We start from the raw sequence: 19,887 nt of genomic DNA on the forward strand, positions 1-19,887 counted from the left end.
CAAGGATGACGAATAACATGGGGCAGCGTACCTTCTGGACCGCCGCACTGACCGGCGTGCTGGCCGGCACGGCTCATGCAGCGCCGCCTGCGACGCTATCGGCCGATCAACTTGACTGGCAACCCTGGGGTGAAGATCGCCCTGCGGATGCCCTGTGTCGTGGGCGCTATGTCATGCCTGCGTACCGTATTGGTGCCGGGCAGACCCCGTCACAGGTGCGCAGCAGTTCGGACAGCGCCGGTTACGGCAGCAGCGGTGAGACCATTCTCAATGGCGATGTGGTGTTGCGCCGTGGTAACCAACAGGTGGAGGCACCGCAGGTGTCCGTCAACCAGGACCGTACGAATGCTCACGTGTCCGGTCCCCTCGCCTGGCGTGCCAACGGTGCACTGGTGCGAGGTGACAGCGCGGATATCGCCCTGAACAGCGATGCGGCGCAGGTTGACAGTGCGCACTATGTCTTTCACAGCCAGCATTCCCGCGGGGATGCCCAGTCACTGGCGCGCCTCAAGGATGGCCGCTATCAGCTGCGCGAGGCCAGTTTCACGACCTGTGATCCACAAAGCAGCCTCTGGCGACTGATCGGCAGCAATGTCGTGCTGGATCGTGAAAACGGGTATGGCACGGCCACCAACGCGCGGCTTGAGATCGAGGATATTCCGGTCTTCTACTGGCCCTGGTTGAGCTTCCCCCTCGATGATCGTCGCCATACCGGCGCGCTGTGGCCATTGATCAGCTACGGAAGCTCTGACGGTCTTGACTACAGTCAGCCGATTTACCTCAATCTGGCACCCAACTATGACGCGACCCTGACGCCGCGCTATATCCAGAACCGTGGTGCCATGCTTGGTGGTGAGTTTCGTTATCTGTTCGGTACGGACAAGGGTGCGATTGCCGGAGCATATCTTGGCAGTGATGAAGGGGGAGACAACCCCGGCGGCGATGACAGTCACAAGGATCAGGACCGCTGGTATATCAACTATACCCACAGCGGCCGTTTTTCAGAGCGTACCCGGTATGATCTGAAATATGGTGCCGCCAGTGATGGCGACTACTTTGATGATTTTGGCCAGAGCTTTGATGAGATCGATACCGATTATCTCGAGCGTCTGGCCCGTCTGGACTACCAGGGGGATGTCTGGCATCTGCAGGGCCGTGCGCGTGGTTTCCAGAAAATGGACTACCCGCTGGCCGACGATGACAAGCCGTTTTATGAGCTTCCGGCACTGCTGGCTCAGGCGCGGTGGGATCAATCTTCGGGCACTTACGAAGAATGGAACAGTACTGCCACGTATTTCTGGCGCGACATTGATCGTAACGATGTGCCGCTGCGTGAATCGGCCACCGGCTCACGGATTCATTTTGCACCGGCCGTCGGTTATCGGGGCGATAACAGCTGGGGCTTTTTCGAGCCGCGCGCCGAGCTGTGGTACAGCCAGTACGATCTCGATTACGGCAATCGTAATGAAGCAAGCCTCGACGGGCGCGACGAATCACCCTCTGTCGCGGCGCCGGTACTTTCCGTGGACTCCGGTCTGATCTTCGAACGCGACTTTTCTGCCTTTGATTCCCGCTGGCGTCAGACGCTCGAACCCCGGCTTTATTATGCCTACGTGCCCGAGCGCGACCAGGATGACATGCCGGTATTCGATACCAACCCCCAGTCCTATTCCTGGAATCGGTTGTGGTCTCCCTATCGCTTTACCGGCAGTGATCGGATCGGTGATGTCAACAAGCTCTCCTATGGGGTCAGCTCCCGCTTTCTGGAAGATGCCACTGGTCGTGAACGGCTGAAGCTGTCGCTGGGTCAGAGCCGCTATTTCGATGATCGTGAAGTTAACGACAACGACCCCAGCAAGAATTACGATGATCCCAACAGTCAGTATTATTACAACGACCACCGGGAGTACTCACCGGCGGTTGCCCAGGTCGACTGGCAGCTGACCCGGCGCTGGAGCGCGCGTTACGCGATGCTTTATGACACCGAGCGTGGCCGTACCGAGCAGAACTCGACGTACCTTCGTTACCGTGACCCGGGCGGCAGTATCGTCAACCTGGGGTATCGCTGGGAGGTTCAGGGGTTTGATCCCGCCGGAGACAGCAAGGACCGTCTGGGATACAACCGTAACGAATATGATCTCTCGTTTGCCTGGAAGGCGACGGCCGGTGTCTCGCTGATTGGTCGCTACCTGTACGATGAAACCAACAGTCGTGCGCTTGAAAAGCTGGCAGGTGTACAGTTCAACGACTGCTGCTATGGCGTCGAAGTCGCCTGGCGCGAGTGGATCGATGATGATGATAGTGCCAACACCATCGTGGATGATGAAACCAAGCGCGGTATCTTCCTGCGGTTTATCTTCAAGGGACTGGGCGGTATCGGGCAGGACCCGGATCCGTATTTCTCCGAAGCTGTTCCTGGGTACCAGCCAGGCACGTTTTAATCGTCCGGTGCGCCCCGTCGGGGCGCACCGATGACAGACTGTTCAAGAGAGTAACATCATGCGCAAGACGTTTCTGGCCCCCGCCGGGCTTGCCCTTCTCATGGGCCTCAGCCCGCTGGGCTACGCTGCCAGCCAGCCTCTGGACCGAATCGTGGCTGTAGTAAATCAGGACGCCATCATGCAGAGCGATCTTGACCGCCGCATTGAGCAGGTCAAGAAGCAGCTGTCCACGCGTAATGTACAGGCCCCCGGTGGTGATGCCCTGCGTCAGCAGGTACTGGATCGAATGATTCTGGAAGACATTCAGCTGCAGATGGCCAAAAAGGCCAACATGTCAGTGGATGATGACCAGTTGAGTCAGGCGTTGCGTCAGGTGGCCAAGGGCAACAACATGACCCTGGATCAGTTCCAGGCCATGCTCAAAAAACAGGGCGTATCCTTTGATACCGTGCGTGACCAGGTGCGTCGGGAACTGCTGGTTTCCATGCTGCAAAAGCAACAGGTTGCCAGCCGGGTAACGATTCCCGAGCGTGAGGTTGATCAGTACCTGGACAAGATGGGGGCCCAGGACCAGGCCAGTTATCATCTGGCTCATATCCTGGTCACACTGCCGGAAAATCCGACCAGCGCGCAGGTGAATGCCGCCCGCGAGAAGGCCGACGCGCTGAGGCAGAAGATTCGCAGCGGGCAGCAAAGCTTTGCTCAGGTGGCCGCGAGAGTGAGCAGTGATCCGACCCTTGAAGGAGGTGATCTGGGATGGCGGCCGCGCAATGAACTGCCCACCATTTTTGTTGATGTCGTGCCTGGCATGAGTGCCGGCGACGTCAGTGCACCGATCCGAAGCTCCAGCGGGTTTCATCTGGTGGAGCTGGTCGAGAAAAAGGGTGGACAGCAGCAGCTGATTTCGCAGGTTGATGCCCGCCATATTCTTATAAGCCCAAACCCGAATCGCAGCGATGCCCAGGCTCAGGCGCTTGCGGAGAAGGTATCCCGTGAGCTTAGGCAGGGCGCCGATTTCGGTGCGCTGGCTCGTCAGTACAGTGATGACAAGGGCACGGCACTCAATGGCGGTGAACTGGGCTGGACCAACCCGTCGGATGTGGTGCCCGCCTTTGCAAAGGCACTGGAAAGCCTGCCGCAGGGACAGATTTCCGAGCCGGTGAAGTCACGGTTCGGCTGGCATGTCATCGAAGTGGAAGGGCGCCGCCAGCGTGATGTCACCGAGGACAGTCAGCGTGAGCAGATTCGTCAGAAGCTCTTCGAGCGTAAGGTCAATGAGGAACTGGACAGCTGGCTGCAGGAAATTCGTGCCTCGGCCTATGTCGATAATCGGTTGAACGATACCGCAGTGCAGTGAGGTATCCATGACCGCATTACGTCCTCTGTTGATCACCGCCGGTGAACCGGCGGGGATCGGGCCGGATCTGGTCATTGATCTGGTCTGCCAGCCCGAACGCATGGTGTCGTTGCCCCCTTTTGCTGTCGTAGGGGACCCTGCCTTGTTTCGCGACCGGGCTCGCCTGCTGGGGGTGAAACTGGAAATCATCGAGGTGGTGCCGGGGCAGAGTATTACGCCTGCTCCCGGTGTGCTGCCGGTGCGCTCCGTGCCACTGTCAGCACCGGTGGTAGCCGGCCAGCTGGATCGCCGCAATGCCGGGTACGTGCTGGCCTGCCTGGATGAAGGCATTCGTGCCTGCCTGGCCGGCGAGGCGTCAGCCATTGTGACGGCTCCGCTGCACAAGGGAGTGATCATCGACGCGGGCTACCCCCGGTTTACAGGTCATACGGAGTACCTGCGTGATGCCTGTGGCGTTGATGATGTCGTCATGATGCTGGCTACCGAAAATCTGCGCGTTGCGCTGGTGACGACCCATATGCCGCTTTCAGATGTGCCAGCGGCGGTAACGGCGGACAAGATCACTTCGACGCTTCGTATTCTTCACCGGGATCTGGTGCGTTACTTCGGCGTGTCAGCACCACGTATCGGGGTCTGTGGTCTTAATCCGCATGCCGGGGAAGGAGGGCATCTGGGGCGCGAGGATGATGACATCATAGCCCCCGCGCTGACGCTGCTTCGTGAAGAAGGCATGGTGCTCAGCGGCCCGTTGCCGGCAGACACGGCGTTTACCCCACATCATCTGCGTGACAGTGACGCCATGGTTGCCATGTATCACGACCAGGGGTTACCGGTACTGAAATATGCCGGCTTTGGTCGCGCTGCCAATATTACTCTGGGATTGCCCATCATCAGGACCTCCGTGGACCACGGAACCGCACTCGATCTGGCCGGCAGCGGCCGGGCCGAACGAGGTAGTCTGGATGTGGCAATCGACCAGGCTCTCGTCATGGCCCGTGCGGCCACTCAAGGAAAGTAAGTTCGTCTTATGACCCATGCTCCCACGCCCCATCGGGCACGCAAACGCTTTGGGCAGAATTTTCTGCGCGACACCGGCATCATTGATCGCCTGGTGCGCGCCATTCACCCTGTTGAGGGTGATCGGTTGGTGGAAATCGGCCCTGGGCAGGGTGCCATTACTCAGGGATTGCTGGATGGCGCTCAGGCTCTGGACGTTATCGAGCTTGATCGTGACCTGGTGCCCGGGCTCAGAACCCAGTTTTTCAACTATCCGGAATTTCGTATTCATCAGGCTGATGCGCTGGCCTTTGATTTTCGCTCGCTGGTCTCACCGGGTGAGCAGCTTAGAGTGGTAGGCAACTTGCCCTACAACATTTCCACGCCGCTGATTTTCAAGCTGCTGGAGGTCAACGATATCGTGCGCGACATGCATTTCATGCTTCAAAAGGAAGTCGTCGCGCGGCTCGCATCGCAGCCGAATTCGGGCCAGTGGGGGCGTCTGTCGATCATGGCGCAGTATTTCTGTCGGGTCGATCATCTGTTTGACGTGCCGCCGGAAGCCTTTGTGCCCCGGCCAAAGGTGGATTCGGCCATTGTTCGGCTCACACCGTACGCCACAAGGCCACATCAGGCGCATGACATGACCGTTTTTGCCAGTGTGGTCAAGCAGGCCTTCTCACAACGGCGCAAGACCCTGCGCAATAATCTGAAGACCATCATCAGTGCCGAGCAGATGGAGGCGCTGTCGATCAACCCGACGCGCCGCCCTGAAACCCTGTCGCTTGAAGAGTACGTTCGGTTGGCCAATGCCCTGAGCGAGACTGCGCCATGATTGATGACCCGGCAGCGGTAATTGATGTCAGGGTCAGTCCGGAGTACGTCGCCGAAGACTCTGATCTCAAGGAAGGCAGCTTTGTCTTCAACTATGACGTCGAGATCCACAATCATGGGGAACAGGAAGTCCAGTTGCTGAGACGCTACTGGCGCATTACCCAGGGCAGTGGTCAGGTGCAGGAAGTACGGGGCGAAGGTGTGGTGGGTGAAAAACCGTTGATTGCCGGGCGGGGATACTTCAGTTATCGCAGTCGGGCGGTCATGGATTGCGAGGTCGGCGTCATGGAGGGGAGCTATACCTTCTCGGGAGACGGCGGTGTCGAGTTCGAGGTGTCCATCCCGCCGTTTCGCCTGTCACCCCCCAATAGTGTTCACTGATTCACCAGGCTGAAGGATCCGTATGAAACTGCATATCGCGGGCGATCTTCAAGGGTGCCATCGTGAGTTTACGGACCTCATGAAGGCGCTGTCATTTGACCCGGAGCAGGATACCTTCTGGGTGGCCGGAGATATCGTCAATCGGGGCCCAGAGTCCCTTGAGTGCCTGCGCGAAGTTCATGCGCGGCGCGATCATGTCGGGATCATCCTGGGGAATCATGACCTTCATCTGCTGGCCGTGGCCTATGGTCATGGCCGGTTGAAGCGAGGGGATACCCTGCAGTCCATCCTGGACGCACCTGATCGACATGAACTGATCGAGTGGCTGCGCCGTCAGCCGTTGATGCGTGTCAGTGATACGCACGACGTGGCCATGGTGCATGCCGGACTACTGCCTTCCTGGTCGGTCGAAAAGGCCGCCGGGCTGGCAAGGGAAGTCGAAGCGGTGCTGGGTGGGGATCAGGTCGAGTCGTTCCTGTCCTGCATGTATGGCAATGAGCCGGCCCGGTTTGATGATGCATTGACAGGCAGTGACCGTCTTCGTGCCATTGTCAACGTCATGACCCGGATGCGGTTCATCGATGACGATGAAACACTCGATTTCAAGGCAAAGGAGGGGCTCGACAGTGCACCTGAAGGCTTTGCCCCATGGTTTCAGTATCCGCGTGTGCATGATGGCCCGTCATTGGCTTTCGGGCACTGGGCTGCTCTTGAAGGTGCGATGCCTGCGTCGCGTATTTCGGGCTGGGCGCTGGATACAGGCTGTGTCTGGAAAGGCTGCCTGACCGCTCTGACACTGCCTGATGCAACGCTGACCACCGTACCCAGTCGTCAGTAATTCCATTCAATGCAAGGAGTCTGTCATGGCCTTTTCACATCTTTCCGGTGAGACACTCTCACAGTGGCTTGCCACGCAGGCCGAGCCTGCCATCGTGGATATCCGTGATCCTGACAGCTTTGCTGCCGGGCATATTCCAGGCAGTCATCGCCTCGATAACAGTACGGTCGCCGGGTTCGTGGCTGATACTCCGGCAGATGCGACCGTGGTCGTTGTCTGCTATCACGGGCATTCGAGCCAGCAGGCCGCCCAGTGGCTGGTCGGGCAGGGGTTCAGTGAAGTGTACAGTCTGGATGGTGGTTTTGAGCAGTGGCGCCATCAGTACCCCGAGCGTACTGCCGCATCATGAGTGGCTGGCAGGATAAGGTGATCGGCGGGGCCGATGAGGTCGTTGCAGGCCTGGACGTTTACCTGGTCGGTGGGGCAGTGCGTGATGCGCTTCTGGGGCGGCCCGTGTTTGATCAGGATTGGGTCGTGGTAGGGGCGACCGTGGATGAGATGCTTTCACGCGGGTTTCGTCCGGTAGGGCGGGACTTTCCTGTATTTCTTCATCCGGTATCCCATGAGGAATATGCGCTGGCGCGTACCGAGCGCAAGACCGGACATGGTTATGGCGGGTTTACCGTCAATGCCTCACCGGAGGTGACGCTTGAAGAGGATCTGTCTCGACGTGATCTTACCGTCAATGCTATTGCCCGAGCGCCGGATGGCACTCTGGTGGATCCTTTCTCGGGTGTTCAGGATTGTCACCATCGTCGTTTTCGGCATGTCAGTGACGCGTTTGTGGAAGATCCCTTGCGTGTGGTGAGGCTTGCTCGCTTCATGGCGCGATATGCTCCGTTTTCATTCGAGATTGACGAGAGTACTCGCCAGTTGCTGCTGCAGATGGTCCGTGACGGCGAGATGGGGCATCTGGTGGCCGAGCGCGTCTGGCAGGAAACCGAAAAGGCGCTGGGCGAAGTGGCGCCGGTCGTGTTTTTTGAGGTACTGGCGGATTGTGGCGCGCTGGCCCCCCTGTTTGGCGAAACGGCGACAACTTCCCGGTTTGATAAGGGGCTTGCCGTCTTGCCGAGCCATGTGCTGGAGGAGGAACGGTGGGCAGCGCTGTGGCAGTTCCATGCTGAAGACGAGATCGTTGCGATCAGTCAGCGCCTCAAGGTCCCGAAACGATTCATGCAGCTTTCATTGGTGCTGGCCAGAACGCGACGCGTGATGGCGTCATGGCCGACGTCCACGTCCGGCTGGCTTGACTGGCTCAATGGTATTGATGCCTGGCGAAAGGAAGAGCGGGCCCGACAGGCCATTGCCATGCTGGAGTGTGAAGTGTCCCGGTCTGCTGATGTAGCGATGCTTGGCGAGGCGCTTGAGGCTGCCCGAAGCGTTTCGCCTCAGGCGCTGGTACAGCAGGGCTTCAAGGGCCCGGCCATGGGGGAGGCACTTGCACAGGCGCGTGCCGAAGCCATCAGGGCGCGGCTTGGGTTATCGTCATAGCGAATGCTCGGCATCCGGTGAGGAAATGCAGCGGCCCTGCCACTCAAAGTGAATCGGTGTCAGGGGCTGTGGCGTAGCAGTAGAAAACTGCTGCCAGAGTGCCTGGTACGTGGTACCCAGCGCCGGGTGAGGGGTATGTGGTCGTAGCTCGGCCAGAGGCTTCAGTACGAAGGCATACTGGGTAATGTCGTTGCGGGGCAATACCAGCCCGTCCTTCTGAAGCACCGATTCCCCATGGGTCAATACATCGATGTCAATGACGCGCGACGCAAATTTACGGGCATTTTCGGGCCGCCCCAGCTGATACTCCATCGCCTTCAGCTGCTCTGCAAGTATCTCCGGAGGCAGCGGTGTGCTGATGGCAACCACCATGTTGTAAAAGAGGTTGGTGCTGTCGAAGCCGACCGGCTGGCTTTCAAATACTCGTGAGGTAGCGATGGGCCCGAACCTTGCGTTCAGCGCGTCCAGGGCCAGGCGAAGATGGTGGGTAGGATTCAGGTTGCTGCCGATGCCAAGAAGTACTTCAGTCATGGCAGTGCATTCCGTTGGCCCCGTTCGATACGCACTCCTACCGAGCGGGCCTCGGGAACAGCGCCAGGCTTGTGCAGGGTCAGGCGAAGCCATGGAATGCTGAATTCTTCCTGGAGAAGCGTGGCAACGCGCTCAGCGAAGGTCTCGATTAACTCAAGGCGGTGGCTGTTGCCAAACTCGATCAGGCGTTCGCTGATCGCAGCGTAATTCAATGTCTGATTCAGGTCATCGTCTGCCGCTGCGGGGCGAATATCCCAGCCCAGTTCAAGGTCAAGAATCAGTCGCTGCTGAATACGCTTCTCCCAGTCGTAGACACCGATGGTGGTATCAATGGCCAGGCCATCAATCAGGATGATATCCATTTCAACTATCCTCGTGAGCCCGTGGTGCCTGCAGTGTGTCCAATGGCCAGCGTGGCGTGGTGTGCATGGTGCCGGTGTCATGCTCACCCTGGCTCAGGCGCAGTGCGCCTGCCAAGGCAATCATGGCCCCGTTGTCCGTGCAAAAGCGCGGGTGGGGGTAAAATACCTCAGCGCTCAGCGCGTGCAGGGCATTGCCCAGTGAGTCACGCAGCCGCTTGTTGGCACTGACCCCGCCGGCCACCACCAGGCGTCGGTATCCGGTCGCCTTGAGTGCTCGACGACATTTGATGGCCAGTGTATCCACCACGGCTTCTTCAAAGGCGCGGGCTACATCCGCGCGCGCCTGTTCGTCCAGAGCGTTGTCACGCACCAGGGCCTTGAGCGTGGTCATGGTATGTGTTTTCAGTCCGGAGAAGCTGAAATCGAGACCGGGTCGGTCTGTCATGGGTCTGGGGAAGCGAAAGCGTCCGGGGGCGCCGCTGGCAGCCAGTGCCGATACTGACGGGCCGCCCGGATATGGCAGGTCCAGCATCTTCGCCACCTTGTCAAAGGCTTCGCCGGCGGCATCATCCACCGATTCACCCATCAGAGTGTACTGTCCGATACCTTCAACCTGCACCAGCTGTGTGTGTCCACCGGATACCAGCAGCGCCACAAAGGGAAAGGCGGGAGGGTTGTCTTCAAGCATCGGGGCCAGAAGGTGGCCTTCCATGTGATGAACGCCCAGTACGGGAATGTTCAGCGCCCGTGCCATGCCGTGCGCCGTCGAGGCTCCCACCATCAGGGCGCCGACGAGCCCGGGGCCGGCGGTATAGGCAATGGCATCCAGGTCGGTGCGGTGCATGCCGGCGTCATCGAGCACCTGCTGTATCAGTGGAAGGAGTCTGCGCACATGGTCTCGTGATGCCAGTTCGGGAACGACACCACCGTAGGCAGCGTGCATGTCGATCTGGCTGAAGAGGGCATCTGCCAGCAGGCCGGATTCAGTGTCATAAAGCGCAACGCCGGTTTCGTCGCAGGAAGACTCGATGCCAAGTACGCGCATGGAAAAACTCTATTCTTGTCGGGGCGCTCAGTGTAATCGGTTGGAAAAGCGCTGTCAGGCCAATTGCAATAATGCTTGACGATCTCTATAATACCGGTCCTCTTGAGTAAGCTGTGCTTGATATGTCCCTGGGCAGGCATAGGCAGCCCGCATGTCGGGAGGCCTTCATGACTGTCGGGCATTGAGCACGTTCATAACCGATCTACTTAATCCAAGGTGGTGATCGCTTAATGCCTTCTGTAAAAGTACGCGATAACGAACCGTTCGACGTCGCACTCCGTCGCTTCAAACGCTCCTGCGAAAAAGGTGGTGTTCTGTCTGAAGTACGTCGCCGTGAGCACTACGAAAAGCCGACGGCTGTTCGTAAGCGCAAGGCTGCTGCTGCAGTAAAACGTCACGCCAAGAAGGTTCAGCGTGAGCGCAAGCGTTTCGAACGGTTGTATTGATCCGTACCTGGGTTGCTTGAGCAATCGAGCAGCTTTAGAAGGATTACAAACGGCCGCCTCTGGCGGCCGTTTGCTTTGTACAGGATAAAAGCTGTCTTGGCACAGTGACCCCTTCCGGGCTGCCGGCATAATGGATGCCTGCATGACTCCTCTTTCAGTTGACGTTGACGCAGTGGCCTTCCGATGGCAGGACAGATTTCACAACGGTTTATTGACGACCTGTTGGCGCGAGCCGATGTTGTCGAGCTTGTGAATGAGCGTGTCGTACTCAAGAAGGCGGGGCGCAACTTCCAGGGGCTCTGTCCGTTTCATGATGAAAAGTCACCGTCCTTTACCGTTAGCCCCGACAAGCAGTTTTATCACTGCTTTGGTTGTGGCGCTCACGGTAATGCCGTGCGCTTTTTGATGGAATATGACGGGCTGCGGTTTCCGGAGGCTGTCGAGCAGCTGGCGGCCAGATTCGGTCTGGATGTTCAGCGTGAGGATGATGACAACCCCGTGGCGCAGGAAAAGGCCCGTGAGAAGAAACGTCAACAGGAAGAGAGCGAGCACGTTCTTGAAATTGCTGCGCGTTATTACCGCTATCAACTGACGCAACAGGACGCTTCGGCGGCACGGGAGTACCTGGCACGTCGTGGACTTTCCGATGAAGTCATTCGACGTTACGGCATCGGTTTTGCCCCGGACAGCTGGGATGGCCTGAAGCATACGCTGGCTCAGCGTAATGTGGCCGAGGATCAGCAGGTGGAATATGGCCTGCTGGTAGAAAAGGAAGGGACCGGTCGCACCTATGACCGTTTCCGGGATCGGGTCATGTTTCCGATCCGGGACTGGAAGGGGCGCACTCTGGGGTTTGGTGGTCGTGTGCTGGGTGATGCCAGACCCAAGTACCTGAACTCGCCTGAAACGCCTGTCTTTCACAAGGGGCGAGAGCTTTACGGCCTGTTCGAGTCCCGGAAAATGGACCCGCGAGCCGAGCGTCTGTTGATTGTTGAAGGCTACATGGATGTGGTGGCGCTGGCCCAGTTTGGCGTAAACAACGCAGTGGCCACGCTGGGTACATCAACAACACCGGAACACTTGCAACGGTTGTTTCGGCTGGTCAGCGAAATCGTGTTTTGCTTTGACGGTGACAAGGCTGGGCGGCAGGCGGCTGTTCGGGCTCTTTCCACCGTGTTGCCTCACATGCTGGACGGTCGCCAGGCACGTTTTCTGTTTCTTCCCGAAGGGGAGGATCCCGACTCGCTGATTCGTGCCGAGGGTGCAGAGCGTTTCGAAGAGCGTGTGGTCTGTGCCAGCCCGCTGTCGGAGTTTCTGTTCGAACAGGCTGCCGAAGGGCTTGATCTAAAACAGATCGAGTCGCGAGAGCGCTTTGTCAGCAAGGTGCTGGCGCATGTACGTGATCTGCCCGATGGAGTGCTCAGGTCCTTGATGATCGAGGCACTTGCCGAGCGCAGTGGCATTGAACGCAGCCGTATCACGGCGCTGCTGCCGGACAAGAATTCCACGCCTTCGGCCGATACAGGAAATAATCGGAATGCACCGGCTCAGGAAGAAGCGCGATTACGTTCAACGTCGTCTTCACGAGCAGGGCTTCTGGATCGGTGCGATCAGGCCCTTTTGCTGCTGCTTCATGCGCCGGAAAGCGTGAACGAGTTGCCTGAATCGGTGGACTGGTGCCCGGAAACGGCATCGGGGCAGTTGCTGTCTCGGGTCATTCGATTGATTCGCGCCGGTGGGTATCGTTCGGCGCAGGTCATCATGGGGCATTTCCATGGCAGTGAAGAGGGGGAGCAGTTGCGCAGGCTGCTGTCTCGTCGGGATCTTCTTTTGCCGCCGGAATATCGCAGTGAAGAGCTTCGCCAGATCGTGGCGCATTTTGAACGCCGCCGTGAAAGCAGTTCTCCGCACAGTGAGTACGAGGCGCTGGTCGCTCGAGAAAAACAGGGTGAGAAACTTTCCCGGGATGACGCCGTCAGAATGTGGCAACTGGCGCAACAGTTGTCGCAGGGGAAGGGTTGAAAATTACAGGATGCCCCCTCATCTAGGGGGTATATGGCTAAACGCTACAAAATAGCATACCCGGAACACCAGTCAATATGAAGCTGGCGCAAACGACCCGCTCCGCTATAATGGTCCGTTCGTTGCCGCGCTACTTCATTTTGAGTTTCAGGTACACCATTCTTCTTCGTCGAGATAGGTTTCTATGGCTGGAAATACACAGCAGTCGCGTCTGAAGGAGTTGATCGCACAGGGTAAGGAGCAGGGCTATCTTACCTACGCTGAGGTCAACGACCATCTGCCCGAGGATATCGCAGATCCCGAGCAGGTAGAAGACATCATCAGCATGATTAACGACATGGGTATCAAGGTCGTTGAAGAAGCGCCTGATGAAGATACATTGATGATGTCCGACTCGTCTACCGACGAGTCTGCTGCCGAGGAAGCGGTCGCCGCTCTGGCTGCTGTCGAGGGCGATGTCGGCCGTACGACCGACCCGGTGCGCATGTACATGCGTGAAATGGGTTCGGTGGAACTTCTGACCCGCGAAGGCGAAATCGAAATAGCCAAGCGGATCGAGGAAGGTACCCGTGAGGTCATGGGATCGCTTGCGTATCTGCCGGGTGCGGTAGATTCCATTCTCGATGCATACGACGCCACTCAGGACGAGGAAATGCCTGGTCGGTTGTCGGATCTTTTCAGCGGGTTCATTGACCCGGATGAAGGGACGCCGGGCGCTGCCGAAGTGGAAGAAATAGAAGAATATGTTCCGCCCGAGAAGGCTGAAGGCGAGGCCGACAAGGACGACGAGGACGAAGACGACGCTGAAGGCGACGAGGACGAGGATGATAACGCCAGCGAAGGCGGCCCCGACCCGGAGCTTGCGCGTGTCCGTTTCGAGCAGATTCGCGAGCAGAACGACAAGACCAAGGCACTGATTGCCTCGAAGGGGCGTGCTTCCAGGGAAGTTCAGAAGGAACAGGCACGGCTTGCCGAACTGTTTTCACCGATCAAGCTGGTGCCGAAGCACTTCGAGCGTCTGGTTGGCCAGGTCCGCTTGAGCGTGGATCAGGTTCGTCGCCAGGAGCGCTCCATCATGCGTCTGTGTGTCAAGCGCTCCAAGATTCCGCGCAAGAGCTTTATTGCCTCGTTCCCGAACAATGAAGCCAACCTCGAGTGGCTGGATCTTTTCATTGAAAAGCATCCCAGGTACCGGGATTCGCTGGAAGGTCACCGCGTTGATATTTTGCGTGCCCAGCGCAAGATTGCCTTTGAAGAAGAGCTGGTCGATCTGAATGTAGCCGGCCTGAAGGAAGTCAATCGCAAGCTGTCGATCGGTGAGGCCAAGGCTCGTCGTGCCAAGAAGGAAATGGTTGAGGCCAACCTTCGCCTGGTTATTTCCATTGCCAAGAAATACACCAACCGTGGCCTGCAGTTCCTCGACCTGATCCAGGAAGGCAATATTGGTCTGATGAAGGCCGTCGACAAGTTCGAATACCGTCGCGGGTACAAGTTCTCGACCTATGCGACCTGGTGGATTCGTCAGGCGATCACGCGCTCCATCGCTGACCAGGCCAGAACCATCCGTATTCCTGTGCACATGATCGAAACGATCAACAAGCTCAACCGTGTTTCTCGTCAGATGCTTCAGGAGATGGGGCGTGAGCCGACTCCTGAAGAACTCGGTGAACGCCTTGAAATGCCGGAAGACAAGGTGCGCAAGGTGCTGAAGATTGCCAAGGAACCGATCTCCATGGAGACGCCCATTGGCGATGATGATGATTCACACCTGGGTGACTTTATCGAAGACGGCACCATGGTGCTGCCGATCGATTCCGCAACCGGTGAAGGGTTGATCGAGGCGACTCGCAACGTGCTGGGTGGGTTGACTGCACGTGAGGCCAAGGTGCTGCGGATGCGCTTCGGCATTGACATGAATACCGATCATACCCTCGAAGAAGTGGGCAAGCAGTTTGATGTTACCCGTGAGCGGATTCGTCAGATCGAAGCCAAGGCGCTGCGCAAGTTGCGCCATCCTTCCAGAAGCGAATCGCTGCGTTCATTTGTTGACGAGTGATCGTGGTGAGAAAGACAGGAAAGCGCCCTCGGGGCGCTTTTTTTAGGCATGTATCACGGCACGCCATGATCGCTGATGGCTTTCCTGTTTAGTGTGCGGCAGTGTGTCGGGTGTAGTGCTCCGAGGGTTATAATATGATGCCTTTCTTGTGCAAGGTGCACCCGGGAGCGTGTTTATGTGTATGAATCCCCTTATTATTTAGATTAAAATAACCTATGTTATAAAACCTTTTGGCGGTCTCCGTTGAAAATAGTAACCGTGCAATTTTCCAGCATGATGGCCCGTGCCGAGCCTGGATGTACATTCAAACGCGCCATGACTGTCCAAAGGGTCATGGATAGGTAAAAGTCCAATATCCGGGGAAAACAGCATGAGTGAGAAAGACAGCTGTATTGTTCGTCACTTTTGTCATTACAGTCAGCTTGGAGCGGATGAAAAAGAGCTCCTCATGTCGCTGGAAAAGGGCCCGGTCTCATTGTCGGCACATGAGGTGCTGTGGGAAGAAGGCGATCTGGCTGGAGAGCTGTGCACCATCAGCGCCGGCTGGGCCTATTCCTATCGCAATATTGATGATGGTTCCCGCCAGGTGCTGGATGTGTTCTTGCCGGGAGATGTGATCGGGCTGCGTGAATTTGCCTTTACACGTCGGCTCAGTGGCGTCGTAATGCTGACCGATGGCGTCGTCTGCCGGTTTCCGCATCGCAATATTGTCGATATATTCGAGCGCTCTACACGCCTTACTTCGATCTTTTTCTCCATTTCCGGGCGTCAACAGATGATGTTGACCGAGCGGCTGGTAAATCTCGGTCGGCGTAATGCGTTCGAAAAAACTGCTCACATGGTATTCGAGCTGTACTGCCGACTTAAGCGTATCGATCCTGATCTGGGATTGAGTTTCGAGCTGCCCCTGTCTCAGCAGATATTTGCAGACGCGCTGGGTCTCAGTTCGGTGCATGTAAGTAGAACCTTTACAGAACTGCGCGAAGAAAACCTGCTGATTCGTGACCGAAACCGGATAACGATCCTGGATGAGAAGCGGCTGGAAAGTGTTGCCGGGTTCTCCGAAGGATATCTGGAAGAAAGTCTGCAAAGCGTTCTTCCGGAGGCCGACCTGCCGGGCGCCTAATGCCCATCGCTGTCCGGCATTCTTTGATCGGGCAGCGGTGCCGGCAGTGCACCCACCAGAAAATCGATGAAGTGCCTGATCTTGGGCGATGTGTGCTGATGCCCCGGGTACACTGCCCATACGCCGGTATCCGGATGCCGGTATCTCTTCAGTACACTCACCAGGCTGTTCTGGTGTAAATCGTCCATCACGTAATAGTCCGGTAGCTGAGCCAGTCCGAGCCCCTTGCGGGCTGCATCCAGTAGTGCCAGCCCGGAGTTTACTCGCCAGCGCCCATCGATTCGCACTTCACGGCGGCGGCCGTTTTCCTGAAAGACCCAGCTTCTTCGAGAGCCGGCCAGGCAGTGATGGTGGCGTAGTGCGTCCAGCGTTTCCGGCACACCTTCGCGGGCCAGGTAGTCAGGGCTTGCCACTACGTATTCCTGCCGGCTGGCAATGCGTCTGGCCATCAGGCTGGAGTCCGCAAGCGTTCCCAGCCGGATAGCCAGATCCACTCCTTCCTCCAGCAGGTTGATCCGTCGATTGGTGAGGTGGAAGTCCACTTCCAGTTGGGGATGCAATGTCATGAAGTCATTCACCAGCGGTGCAATGAAGCGTTCACCATAATTGGTTGCTGCCGTGACGCGAAGCAGGCCATGAGGAGATTCCGCCAGCGACTGTACGGCATGGGTTGCTTCCTCAAGCTCGCTGATCAGTGGCTGGCACCGCTCAAAGTAAATACGCCCGGCGTCGGTCAGCAGCAGTGTTCTGGTCGTGCGATAGAGAAGCTGTGTCCCAAGCTGTTGCTCCAGCCCGGCGACCAACCGACTGACGTGAGAAACCGATACCTTGAGGGCGAGTGCTGCTGAAGAAAACCGGCCGGTTCTGACAACGGCAATAAAGGCTTCAATACGATCCCAGTGTTGCATGGTTACAGCAGTTATCCTGTCATTGTTGCTGAATGGCAATACTATTATGACGTCTGTTCTCTTCTGTCGGCGATCATATTTGCCTACACTCGGTATTATTGCCGTATTGCCTTGTTTCGGCACTTAACTGCAGTATCCAATTGATGTTTTATCGGGAGTGTTTACATGAAATCACGCGCGGCCATTGCCTGGGAGGCCGGCAAGCCTCTGGAAATCGCGGAAATTGATGTTGAAGGTCCGAAGCAGGGTGAGGTACTGGTGCGTATCGTCGCCACCGGGGTCTGCCATACTGACGCTTACACATTGTCAGGCAAGGACCCGGAAGGGCTTTTCCCATCGATTCTTGGTCATGAGGGCGGTGGTGTTGTTGAGGAAGTCGGTCCGGGAGTCACATCGCTTTCTCCTGGCGATCATGTCATTCCGCTTTATACGGCCGAGTGCGGGAAGTGCAAGTTCTGCCTGTCCGGCAAGACCAACCTGTGCAGTGCGGTACGTGCAACGCAGGGCAAGGGCGTCATGCCGGATGGCACGTCACGGTTTTCCATTGATGGCAAGAAACTCCATCACTATATGGGCACCTCCACCTTCTCCGAGTACACGGTCGTGCCGGAGGTGTCACTGGCCAAGATCAGCAACAAGGCGCCACTGGACAAGGTCTGTCTGCTGGGCTGTGGTGTGACTACCGGTATTGGGGCTGTCATGAATACTGCCAAGGTCGAGCCGGGCTCTACCGTGGCGGTATTTGGTCTGGGGGCCATCGGTCTGTCGGTGATTCAGGGGGCCCAGATGGCCCGTGCATCCCGCATCATTGCCATCGACCTCAATCCGGACAAGTTCGAGTTCGCTCGTCAACTCGGTGCGACGGATTGCCTGAATCCGAGCGATTACGACCGGCCGTTCCAGGAAGTCGTGGTGGACATGACCGACGGCGGTGTTGACTACTCCTTCGAGTGCATCGGCAGCGTCAACGTCATGCGCCAGGCTCTCGAGTGCTGCCACAAGGGCTGGGGTGAATCGATCATCATTGGCGTGGCCGGTGCCGGCGAGGAAATTTCCACGCGTCCCTTCCAGCTGGTAACCGGGCGGGTCTGGAAGGGCTCTGCCTTTGGTGGCGTCAAGGGGCGTACCGAGTTGCCGGGCTATGTCGAGCGCTATATGCAGGGTGATATCAACATCGATGACTTTGTTACCCATACCATGAAGTTTGAAGACATCAACGAAGCCTTCCGACTGCTTCATGATGGAGAGTCCATTCGTACCGTGCTGAACTTCTGAGCACGTGATCCATCCGACGGGGCCGCTGGCCCCGTTTTTGTTACCAGGGAGTGCACGATAAATGTCCGAAACACTGGAATGCATTGAAGAAGTACGCTGCTTTGACGGCTATCAGCGCCGCTATCGCCATCATTCGCAGGTGCTTGGCTGTGACATGACCTTTTCGATCTTTCTGCCGCCCGAGCATGATCAAACCCCCAAACCGGTGTTGTGGTGGCTTTCAGGTCTGACCTGCACTGATCAGAATTTCGTGCAAAAGGCAGGCGCGCAGCGCCGGGCGGCCGAGCTGGGTCTGGTCATTGTGTGTCCCGATACCAGCCCGCGCGGGGTTGATGTCCCCGGAGAAGACGAGTCCTACGACCTGGGTACCGGCGCGGGGTTTTATCTCAATGCAACTCAGGCCCCCTGGGCGTCGCATTACCGGATGTATGACTACGTGACCCGGGAACTGCCGGAACTGGTACGACAGCAGTTCAATGTCAACGATAGGGAAGCCATCAGTGGCCATTCCATGGGTGGTCATGGCGCGCTGGTCTGCGCCCTGCGCGAACCTGGCCGCTACGCTTCGGTATCGGCATTTTCACCTGTTGCCAACCCGGTAAATTGCCCCTGGGGTGAAAAGGCCTTTCAGGCTTATCTGGGGGATGATCGTCAGGCATGGGCCGAGTACGATACCTGCGAGCTGATCAAGCGCGATGACGCCCGTCAGCCGCTGCTGGTCGAGCAGGGCGAGGCAGATCAGTTCCTTGAGTCACAACTCAATATTGATCAGCTTGAACGCGTGTGTCAGGAACAGAATCATCCCCTGACCCTGAATCGTCGAGAAGGCTACGACCACAGTTACTTCTTCATCGCGACCTACATAAATGTGCATCTTGATTATCATGCACAGCACCTGAACGCATAACGTGCCGGTGTGGGCGTATCAAGCGCCTTCATTGTTGCGGATGCCCGTTACAGCCACTCCGGCCCTGCGCCAGGGGTGGCTGGTTGATATACTCCTGACACGATAAAACAACGAGTCACGTACCTATGTCAGGGATCAAGGTTGCCATCGCGCTTGTCGTGAAATGGTGCGTCAGGCTACTACTGGGCTTCATGGCCCTGTCGATAGCTGCTGTTATTCTGTTTCGGTTTGTTCCGCTTCCCCTGTCGATGGTCATGGCCGAGCGCCAGGTCAGCGCCTGGATCAGTCACGAACCCTTTGACCTTCAGTATGAGTGGACGCCCTATAACGAACTGTCGGCCAACGCAAAGCTTGCCGTCATTGCCTCTGAAGACCAGCGTTTTCCCTTCCATCACGGATTTGATACCCGGCAGATCCGCAAGTCCATCGATGCCTGGCTATCCGGAGACCCTCTTCGTGGCGCCAGTACCATCAGCCAGCAGACGGCCCGTAACGTTTTCCTGTGGACCGAGCGCAGCTGGTTGAGAAAGGGGCTGGAAGTCTGGTTTACCGCACTGATAGAAGTGGTCTGGCCCAAGGAGCGTATTCTTGAGGTATATCTCAATGTGGCCGAGTGGGATACGGGAGTATTTGGACTTGAAGCCGCATCACGACACTACTTCGGGCAGTCCGCTGCGCGACTTACAGTAGTACAGGCATCCCGCCTGGCGGCTGTACTGCCGGCCCCGCGCGACTGGAGCCCGGTATCGCCCTCGGCTCGAGTGCAGGGTCGGGCACGCTGGATCCGGCAGCAAATGAACCAGCTGGGTGGCACCCTCTATCTGGAGCGTCTTGACGAATAGGAGCATGTCCGGGGGATCAGGGCGCAAAA

The 19,887-nt window shown here is 57.5% G+C and carries 19 protein-coding genes; 15 read left to right on the forward strand and 4 right to left on the reverse strand.

The window, feature by feature from the left end:
* Window positions 1-17 precede the first annotated feature (17 nt).
* The 8 genes from OQ287_RS01295 to OQ287_RS01330 are packed head-to-tail and all read left to right on the forward strand — an operon-like array spanning window position 18 to window position 8,338.
* Window positions 18-2,441: an LPS-assembly protein LptD gene (locus tag OQ287_RS01295; RefSeq protein ID WP_250936124.1), complete on the forward strand. Its 2,424-nt coding sequence runs from the start codon at window positions 18-20 to the stop codon at window positions 2,439-2,441.
* A gap of 58 nt (window positions 2,442-2,499) precedes the next feature.
* Window positions 2,500-3,798: a peptidylprolyl isomerase gene (locus OQ287_RS01300; protein WP_265895308.1), complete on the forward strand. Its 1,299-nt coding sequence runs from the start codon at window positions 2,500-2,502 to the stop codon at window positions 3,796-3,798.
* Between the two features lie 7 nt (window positions 3,799-3,805).
* Window positions 3,806-4,816: a 4-hydroxythreonine-4-phosphate dehydrogenase PdxA gene (gene pdxA, locus OQ287_RS01305; RefSeq protein WP_265895309.1), complete on the forward strand. Its 1,011-nt coding sequence runs from the start codon at window positions 3,806-3,808 to the stop codon at window positions 4,814-4,816.
* Between the two features lie 9 nt (window positions 4,817-4,825).
* Window positions 4,826-5,629 (forward strand): 16S rRNA (adenine(1518)-N(6)/adenine(1519)-N(6))-dimethyltransferase RsmA, encoded by an 804-nt coding sequence (rsmA, locus tag OQ287_RS01310; RefSeq protein WP_265895310.1) that lies wholly within the window; start codon window positions 4,826-4,828, stop codon window positions 5,627-5,629.
* Window positions 5,626-6,009: a Co2+/Mg2+ efflux protein ApaG gene (gene apaG / locus OQ287_RS01315; RefSeq protein WP_250936128.1), complete on the forward strand. Its 384-nt coding sequence runs from the start codon at window positions 5,626-5,628 to the stop codon at window positions 6,007-6,009. Before rsmA ends, apaG begins: the two co-directional genes overlap by 4 nt.
* Before the next feature lie 22 nt (window positions 6,010-6,031).
* Window positions 6,032-6,847 carry a symmetrical bis(5'-nucleosyl)-tetraphosphatase gene (locus OQ287_RS01320; protein WP_265895312.1) on the forward strand — a complete coding sequence of 272 codons (816 nt, stop codon included), beginning with the start codon at window positions 6,032-6,034 and terminating at the stop codon, window positions 6,845-6,847.
* Between the two features lie 25 nt (window positions 6,848-6,872).
* The gene (gene glpE / locus OQ287_RS01325; protein WP_265895313.1) at window positions 6,873-7,196 is read left to right on the forward strand and encodes a thiosulfate sulfurtransferase GlpE; all 324 of its coding nucleotides are present in this window, start codon (window positions 6,873-6,875) and stop codon (window positions 7,194-7,196) included.
* The gene (locus tag OQ287_RS01330) at window positions 7,193-8,338 is read left to right on the forward strand and encodes a polynucleotide adenylyltransferase (protein ID WP_322974081.1); all 1,146 of its coding nucleotides are present in this window, start codon (window positions 7,193-7,195) and stop codon (window positions 8,336-8,338) included. The genes glpE and OQ287_RS01330 overlap by 4 nt, the downstream gene beginning before the upstream one ends.
* Here the strand turns inward: OQ287_RS01330 and folK are convergent.
* The 3 genes from folK to tsaD are packed head-to-tail and all read right to left on the reverse strand — an operon-like array spanning window position 8,333 to window position 10,276.
* Window positions 8,333-8,869 carry a 2-amino-4-hydroxy-6-hydroxymethyldihydropteridine diphosphokinase gene (folK, locus tag OQ287_RS01335; RefSeq protein ID WP_265895314.1) on the reverse strand — a complete coding sequence of 179 codons (537 nt, stop codon included), beginning with the start codon at window positions 8,867-8,869 and terminating at the stop codon, window positions 8,333-8,335. The genes OQ287_RS01330 and folK overlap by 6 nt on opposite strands.
* On the reverse strand, window positions 8,866-9,231 hold the full coding sequence (gene folB, locus OQ287_RS01340; protein WP_250936136.1) for a dihydroneopterin aldolase: 366 nt from the start codon (window positions 9,229-9,231) through the stop codon (window positions 8,866-8,868). Before folB ends, folK begins: the two co-directional genes overlap by 4 nt.
* Window position 9,232: 1 nt before the next feature.
* Window positions 9,233-10,276 (reverse strand): tRNA (adenosine(37)-N6)-threonylcarbamoyltransferase complex transferase subunit TsaD, encoded by a 1,044-nt coding sequence (gene tsaD, locus OQ287_RS01345; protein WP_250936139.1) that lies wholly within the window; start codon window positions 10,274-10,276, stop codon window positions 9,233-9,235.
* A 230-nt stretch (window positions 10,277-10,506) separates the two neighbouring features.
* Here tsaD and rpsU point away from each other — a divergent pair, with 230 nt between their 5' ends.
* The 4 genes from rpsU (at window position 10,507) to OQ287_RS01365 (ending at window position 15,926) form a co-directional block, all read left to right on the forward strand.
* Window positions 10,507-10,722 (forward strand): 30S ribosomal protein S21, encoded by a 216-nt coding sequence (gene rpsU, locus OQ287_RS01350; RefSeq protein WP_250936141.1) that lies wholly within the window; start codon window positions 10,507-10,509, stop codon window positions 10,720-10,722.
* Window positions 10,723-10,905: 183 nt separating this feature from the next.
* Window positions 10,906-12,744 carry a DNA primase gene (dnaG, locus tag OQ287_RS01355; RefSeq protein ID WP_265895315.1) on the forward strand — a complete coding sequence of 613 codons (1,839 nt, stop codon included), beginning with the start codon at window positions 10,906-10,908 and terminating at the stop codon, window positions 12,742-12,744.
* 184 nt (window positions 12,745-12,928) lie between these two features.
* Window positions 12,929-14,800 carry an RNA polymerase sigma factor RpoD gene (gene rpoD, locus OQ287_RS01360; RefSeq protein WP_250936146.1) on the forward strand — a complete coding sequence of 624 codons (1,872 nt, stop codon included), beginning with the start codon at window positions 12,929-12,931 and terminating at the stop codon, window positions 14,798-14,800.
* Between the two features lie 370 nt (window positions 14,801-15,170).
* On the forward strand, window positions 15,171-15,926 hold the full coding sequence (locus OQ287_RS01365) for a Crp/Fnr family transcriptional regulator (protein WP_250936148.1): 756 nt from the start codon (window positions 15,171-15,173) through the stop codon (window positions 15,924-15,926).
* Here the strand turns inward: OQ287_RS01365 and OQ287_RS01370 are convergent.
* Window positions 15,923-16,834: a LysR family transcriptional regulator gene (locus OQ287_RS01370; protein WP_250936150.1), complete on the reverse strand. Its 912-nt coding sequence runs from the start codon at window positions 16,832-16,834 to the stop codon at window positions 15,923-15,925. The genes OQ287_RS01365 and OQ287_RS01370 overlap by 4 nt on opposite strands.
* 165 nt (window positions 16,835-16,999) lie before the next feature.
* On the opposite strand from OQ287_RS01370, the gene OQ287_RS01375 reads away from it, so the two are divergent.
* The 3 genes from OQ287_RS01375 to mtgA all read left to right on the forward strand — a co-directional run bounded on the left by OQ287_RS01375 (window position 17,000) and on the right by mtgA (window position 19,858).
* Window positions 17,000-18,109: an S-(hydroxymethyl)glutathione dehydrogenase/class III alcohol dehydrogenase gene (locus tag OQ287_RS01375; RefSeq protein ID WP_250936152.1), complete on the forward strand. Its 1,110-nt coding sequence runs from the start codon at window positions 17,000-17,002 to the stop codon at window positions 18,107-18,109.
* 61 nt (window positions 18,110-18,170) lie between these two features.
* A complete protein-coding gene (gene fghA, locus OQ287_RS01380) occupies window positions 18,171-19,016 on the forward strand; it encodes an S-formylglutathione hydrolase (RefSeq protein WP_322974082.1) in 846 nt (281 codons plus the stop codon).
* Window positions 19,017-19,141: 125 nt separating this feature from the next.
* Window positions 19,142-19,858 (forward strand): monofunctional biosynthetic peptidoglycan transglycosylase, encoded by a 717-nt coding sequence (gene mtgA, locus OQ287_RS01385; protein ID WP_265895317.1) that lies wholly within the window; start codon window positions 19,142-19,144, stop codon window positions 19,856-19,858.
* Window positions 19,859-19,887 lie beyond the last annotated feature (29 nt).

It is taken from the genome of Larsenimonas rhizosphaerae, assembly GCF_026240105.1.
Lineage (GTDB): Bacteria > Pseudomonadota > Gammaproteobacteria > Pseudomonadales > Halomonadaceae > Larsenimonas > Larsenimonas rhizosphaerae.

Coding starts and splice junctions, on each gene's coding strand:
- rsmA (WP_265895310.1), top strand. CDS start 4,826: ATGACCCATGCTCCCACGCCCCATCGGGCACGCAAACGCTTTGGGCAG.
- OQ287_RS01320 (WP_265895312.1), top strand. CDS start 6,032: ATGAAACTGCATATCGCGGGCGATCTTCAAGGGTGCCATCGTGAGTTT.
- OQ287_RS01330 (WP_322974081.1), top strand. CDS start 7,193: ATGAGTGGCTGGCAGGATAAGGTGATCGGCGGGGCCGATGAGGTCGTT.
- tsaD (WP_250936139.1), bottom strand. CDS start 10,276: ATGCGCGTACTTGGCATCGAGTCTTCCTGCGACGAAACCGGCGTTGCG.
- mtgA (WP_265895317.1), top strand. CDS start 19,142: ATGTCAGGGATCAAGGTTGCCATCGCGCTTGTCGTGAAATGGTGCGTC.
- folK (WP_265895314.1), bottom strand. CDS start 8,869: ATGACTGAAGTACTTCTTGGCATCGGCAGCAACCTGAATCCTACCCAC.
- glpE (WP_265895313.1), top strand. CDS start 6,873: ATGGCCTTTTCACATCTTTCCGGTGAGACACTCTCACAGTGGCTTGCC.
- OQ287_RS01300 (WP_265895308.1), top strand. CDS start 2,500: ATGCGCAAGACGTTTCTGGCCCCCGCCGGGCTTGCCCTTCTCATGGGC.
- dnaG (WP_265895315.1), top strand. CDS start 10,906: ATGGCAGGACAGATTTCACAACGGTTTATTGACGACCTGTTGGCGCGA.
- OQ287_RS01365 (WP_250936148.1), top strand. CDS start 15,171: ATGAGTGAGAAAGACAGCTGTATTGTTCGTCACTTTTGTCATTACAGT.
- folB (WP_250936136.1), bottom strand. CDS start 9,231: ATGGATATCATCCTGATTGATGGCCTGGCCATTGATACCACCATCGGT.
- OQ287_RS01295 (WP_250936124.1), top strand. CDS start 18: ATGGGGCAGCGTACCTTCTGGACCGCCGCACTGACCGGCGTGCTGGCC.
- OQ287_RS01375 (WP_250936152.1), top strand. CDS start 17,000: ATGAAATCACGCGCGGCCATTGCCTGGGAGGCCGGCAAGCCTCTGGAA.
- fghA (WP_322974082.1), top strand. CDS start 18,171: ATGTCCGAAACACTGGAATGCATTGAAGAAGTACGCTGCTTTGACGGC.
- pdxA (WP_265895309.1), top strand. CDS start 3,806: ATGACCGCATTACGTCCTCTGTTGATCACCGCCGGTGAACCGGCGGGG.
- rpsU (WP_250936141.1), top strand. CDS start 10,507: ATGCCTTCTGTAAAAGTACGCGATAACGAACCGTTCGACGTCGCACTC.
- rpoD (WP_250936146.1), top strand. CDS start 12,929: ATGGCTGGAAATACACAGCAGTCGCGTCTGAAGGAGTTGATCGCACAG.
- OQ287_RS01370 (WP_250936150.1), bottom strand. CDS start 16,834: ATGCAACACTGGGATCGTATTGAAGCCTTTATTGCCGTTGTCAGAACC.
- apaG (WP_250936128.1), top strand. CDS start 5,626: ATGATTGATGACCCGGCAGCGGTAATTGATGTCAGGGTCAGTCCGGAG.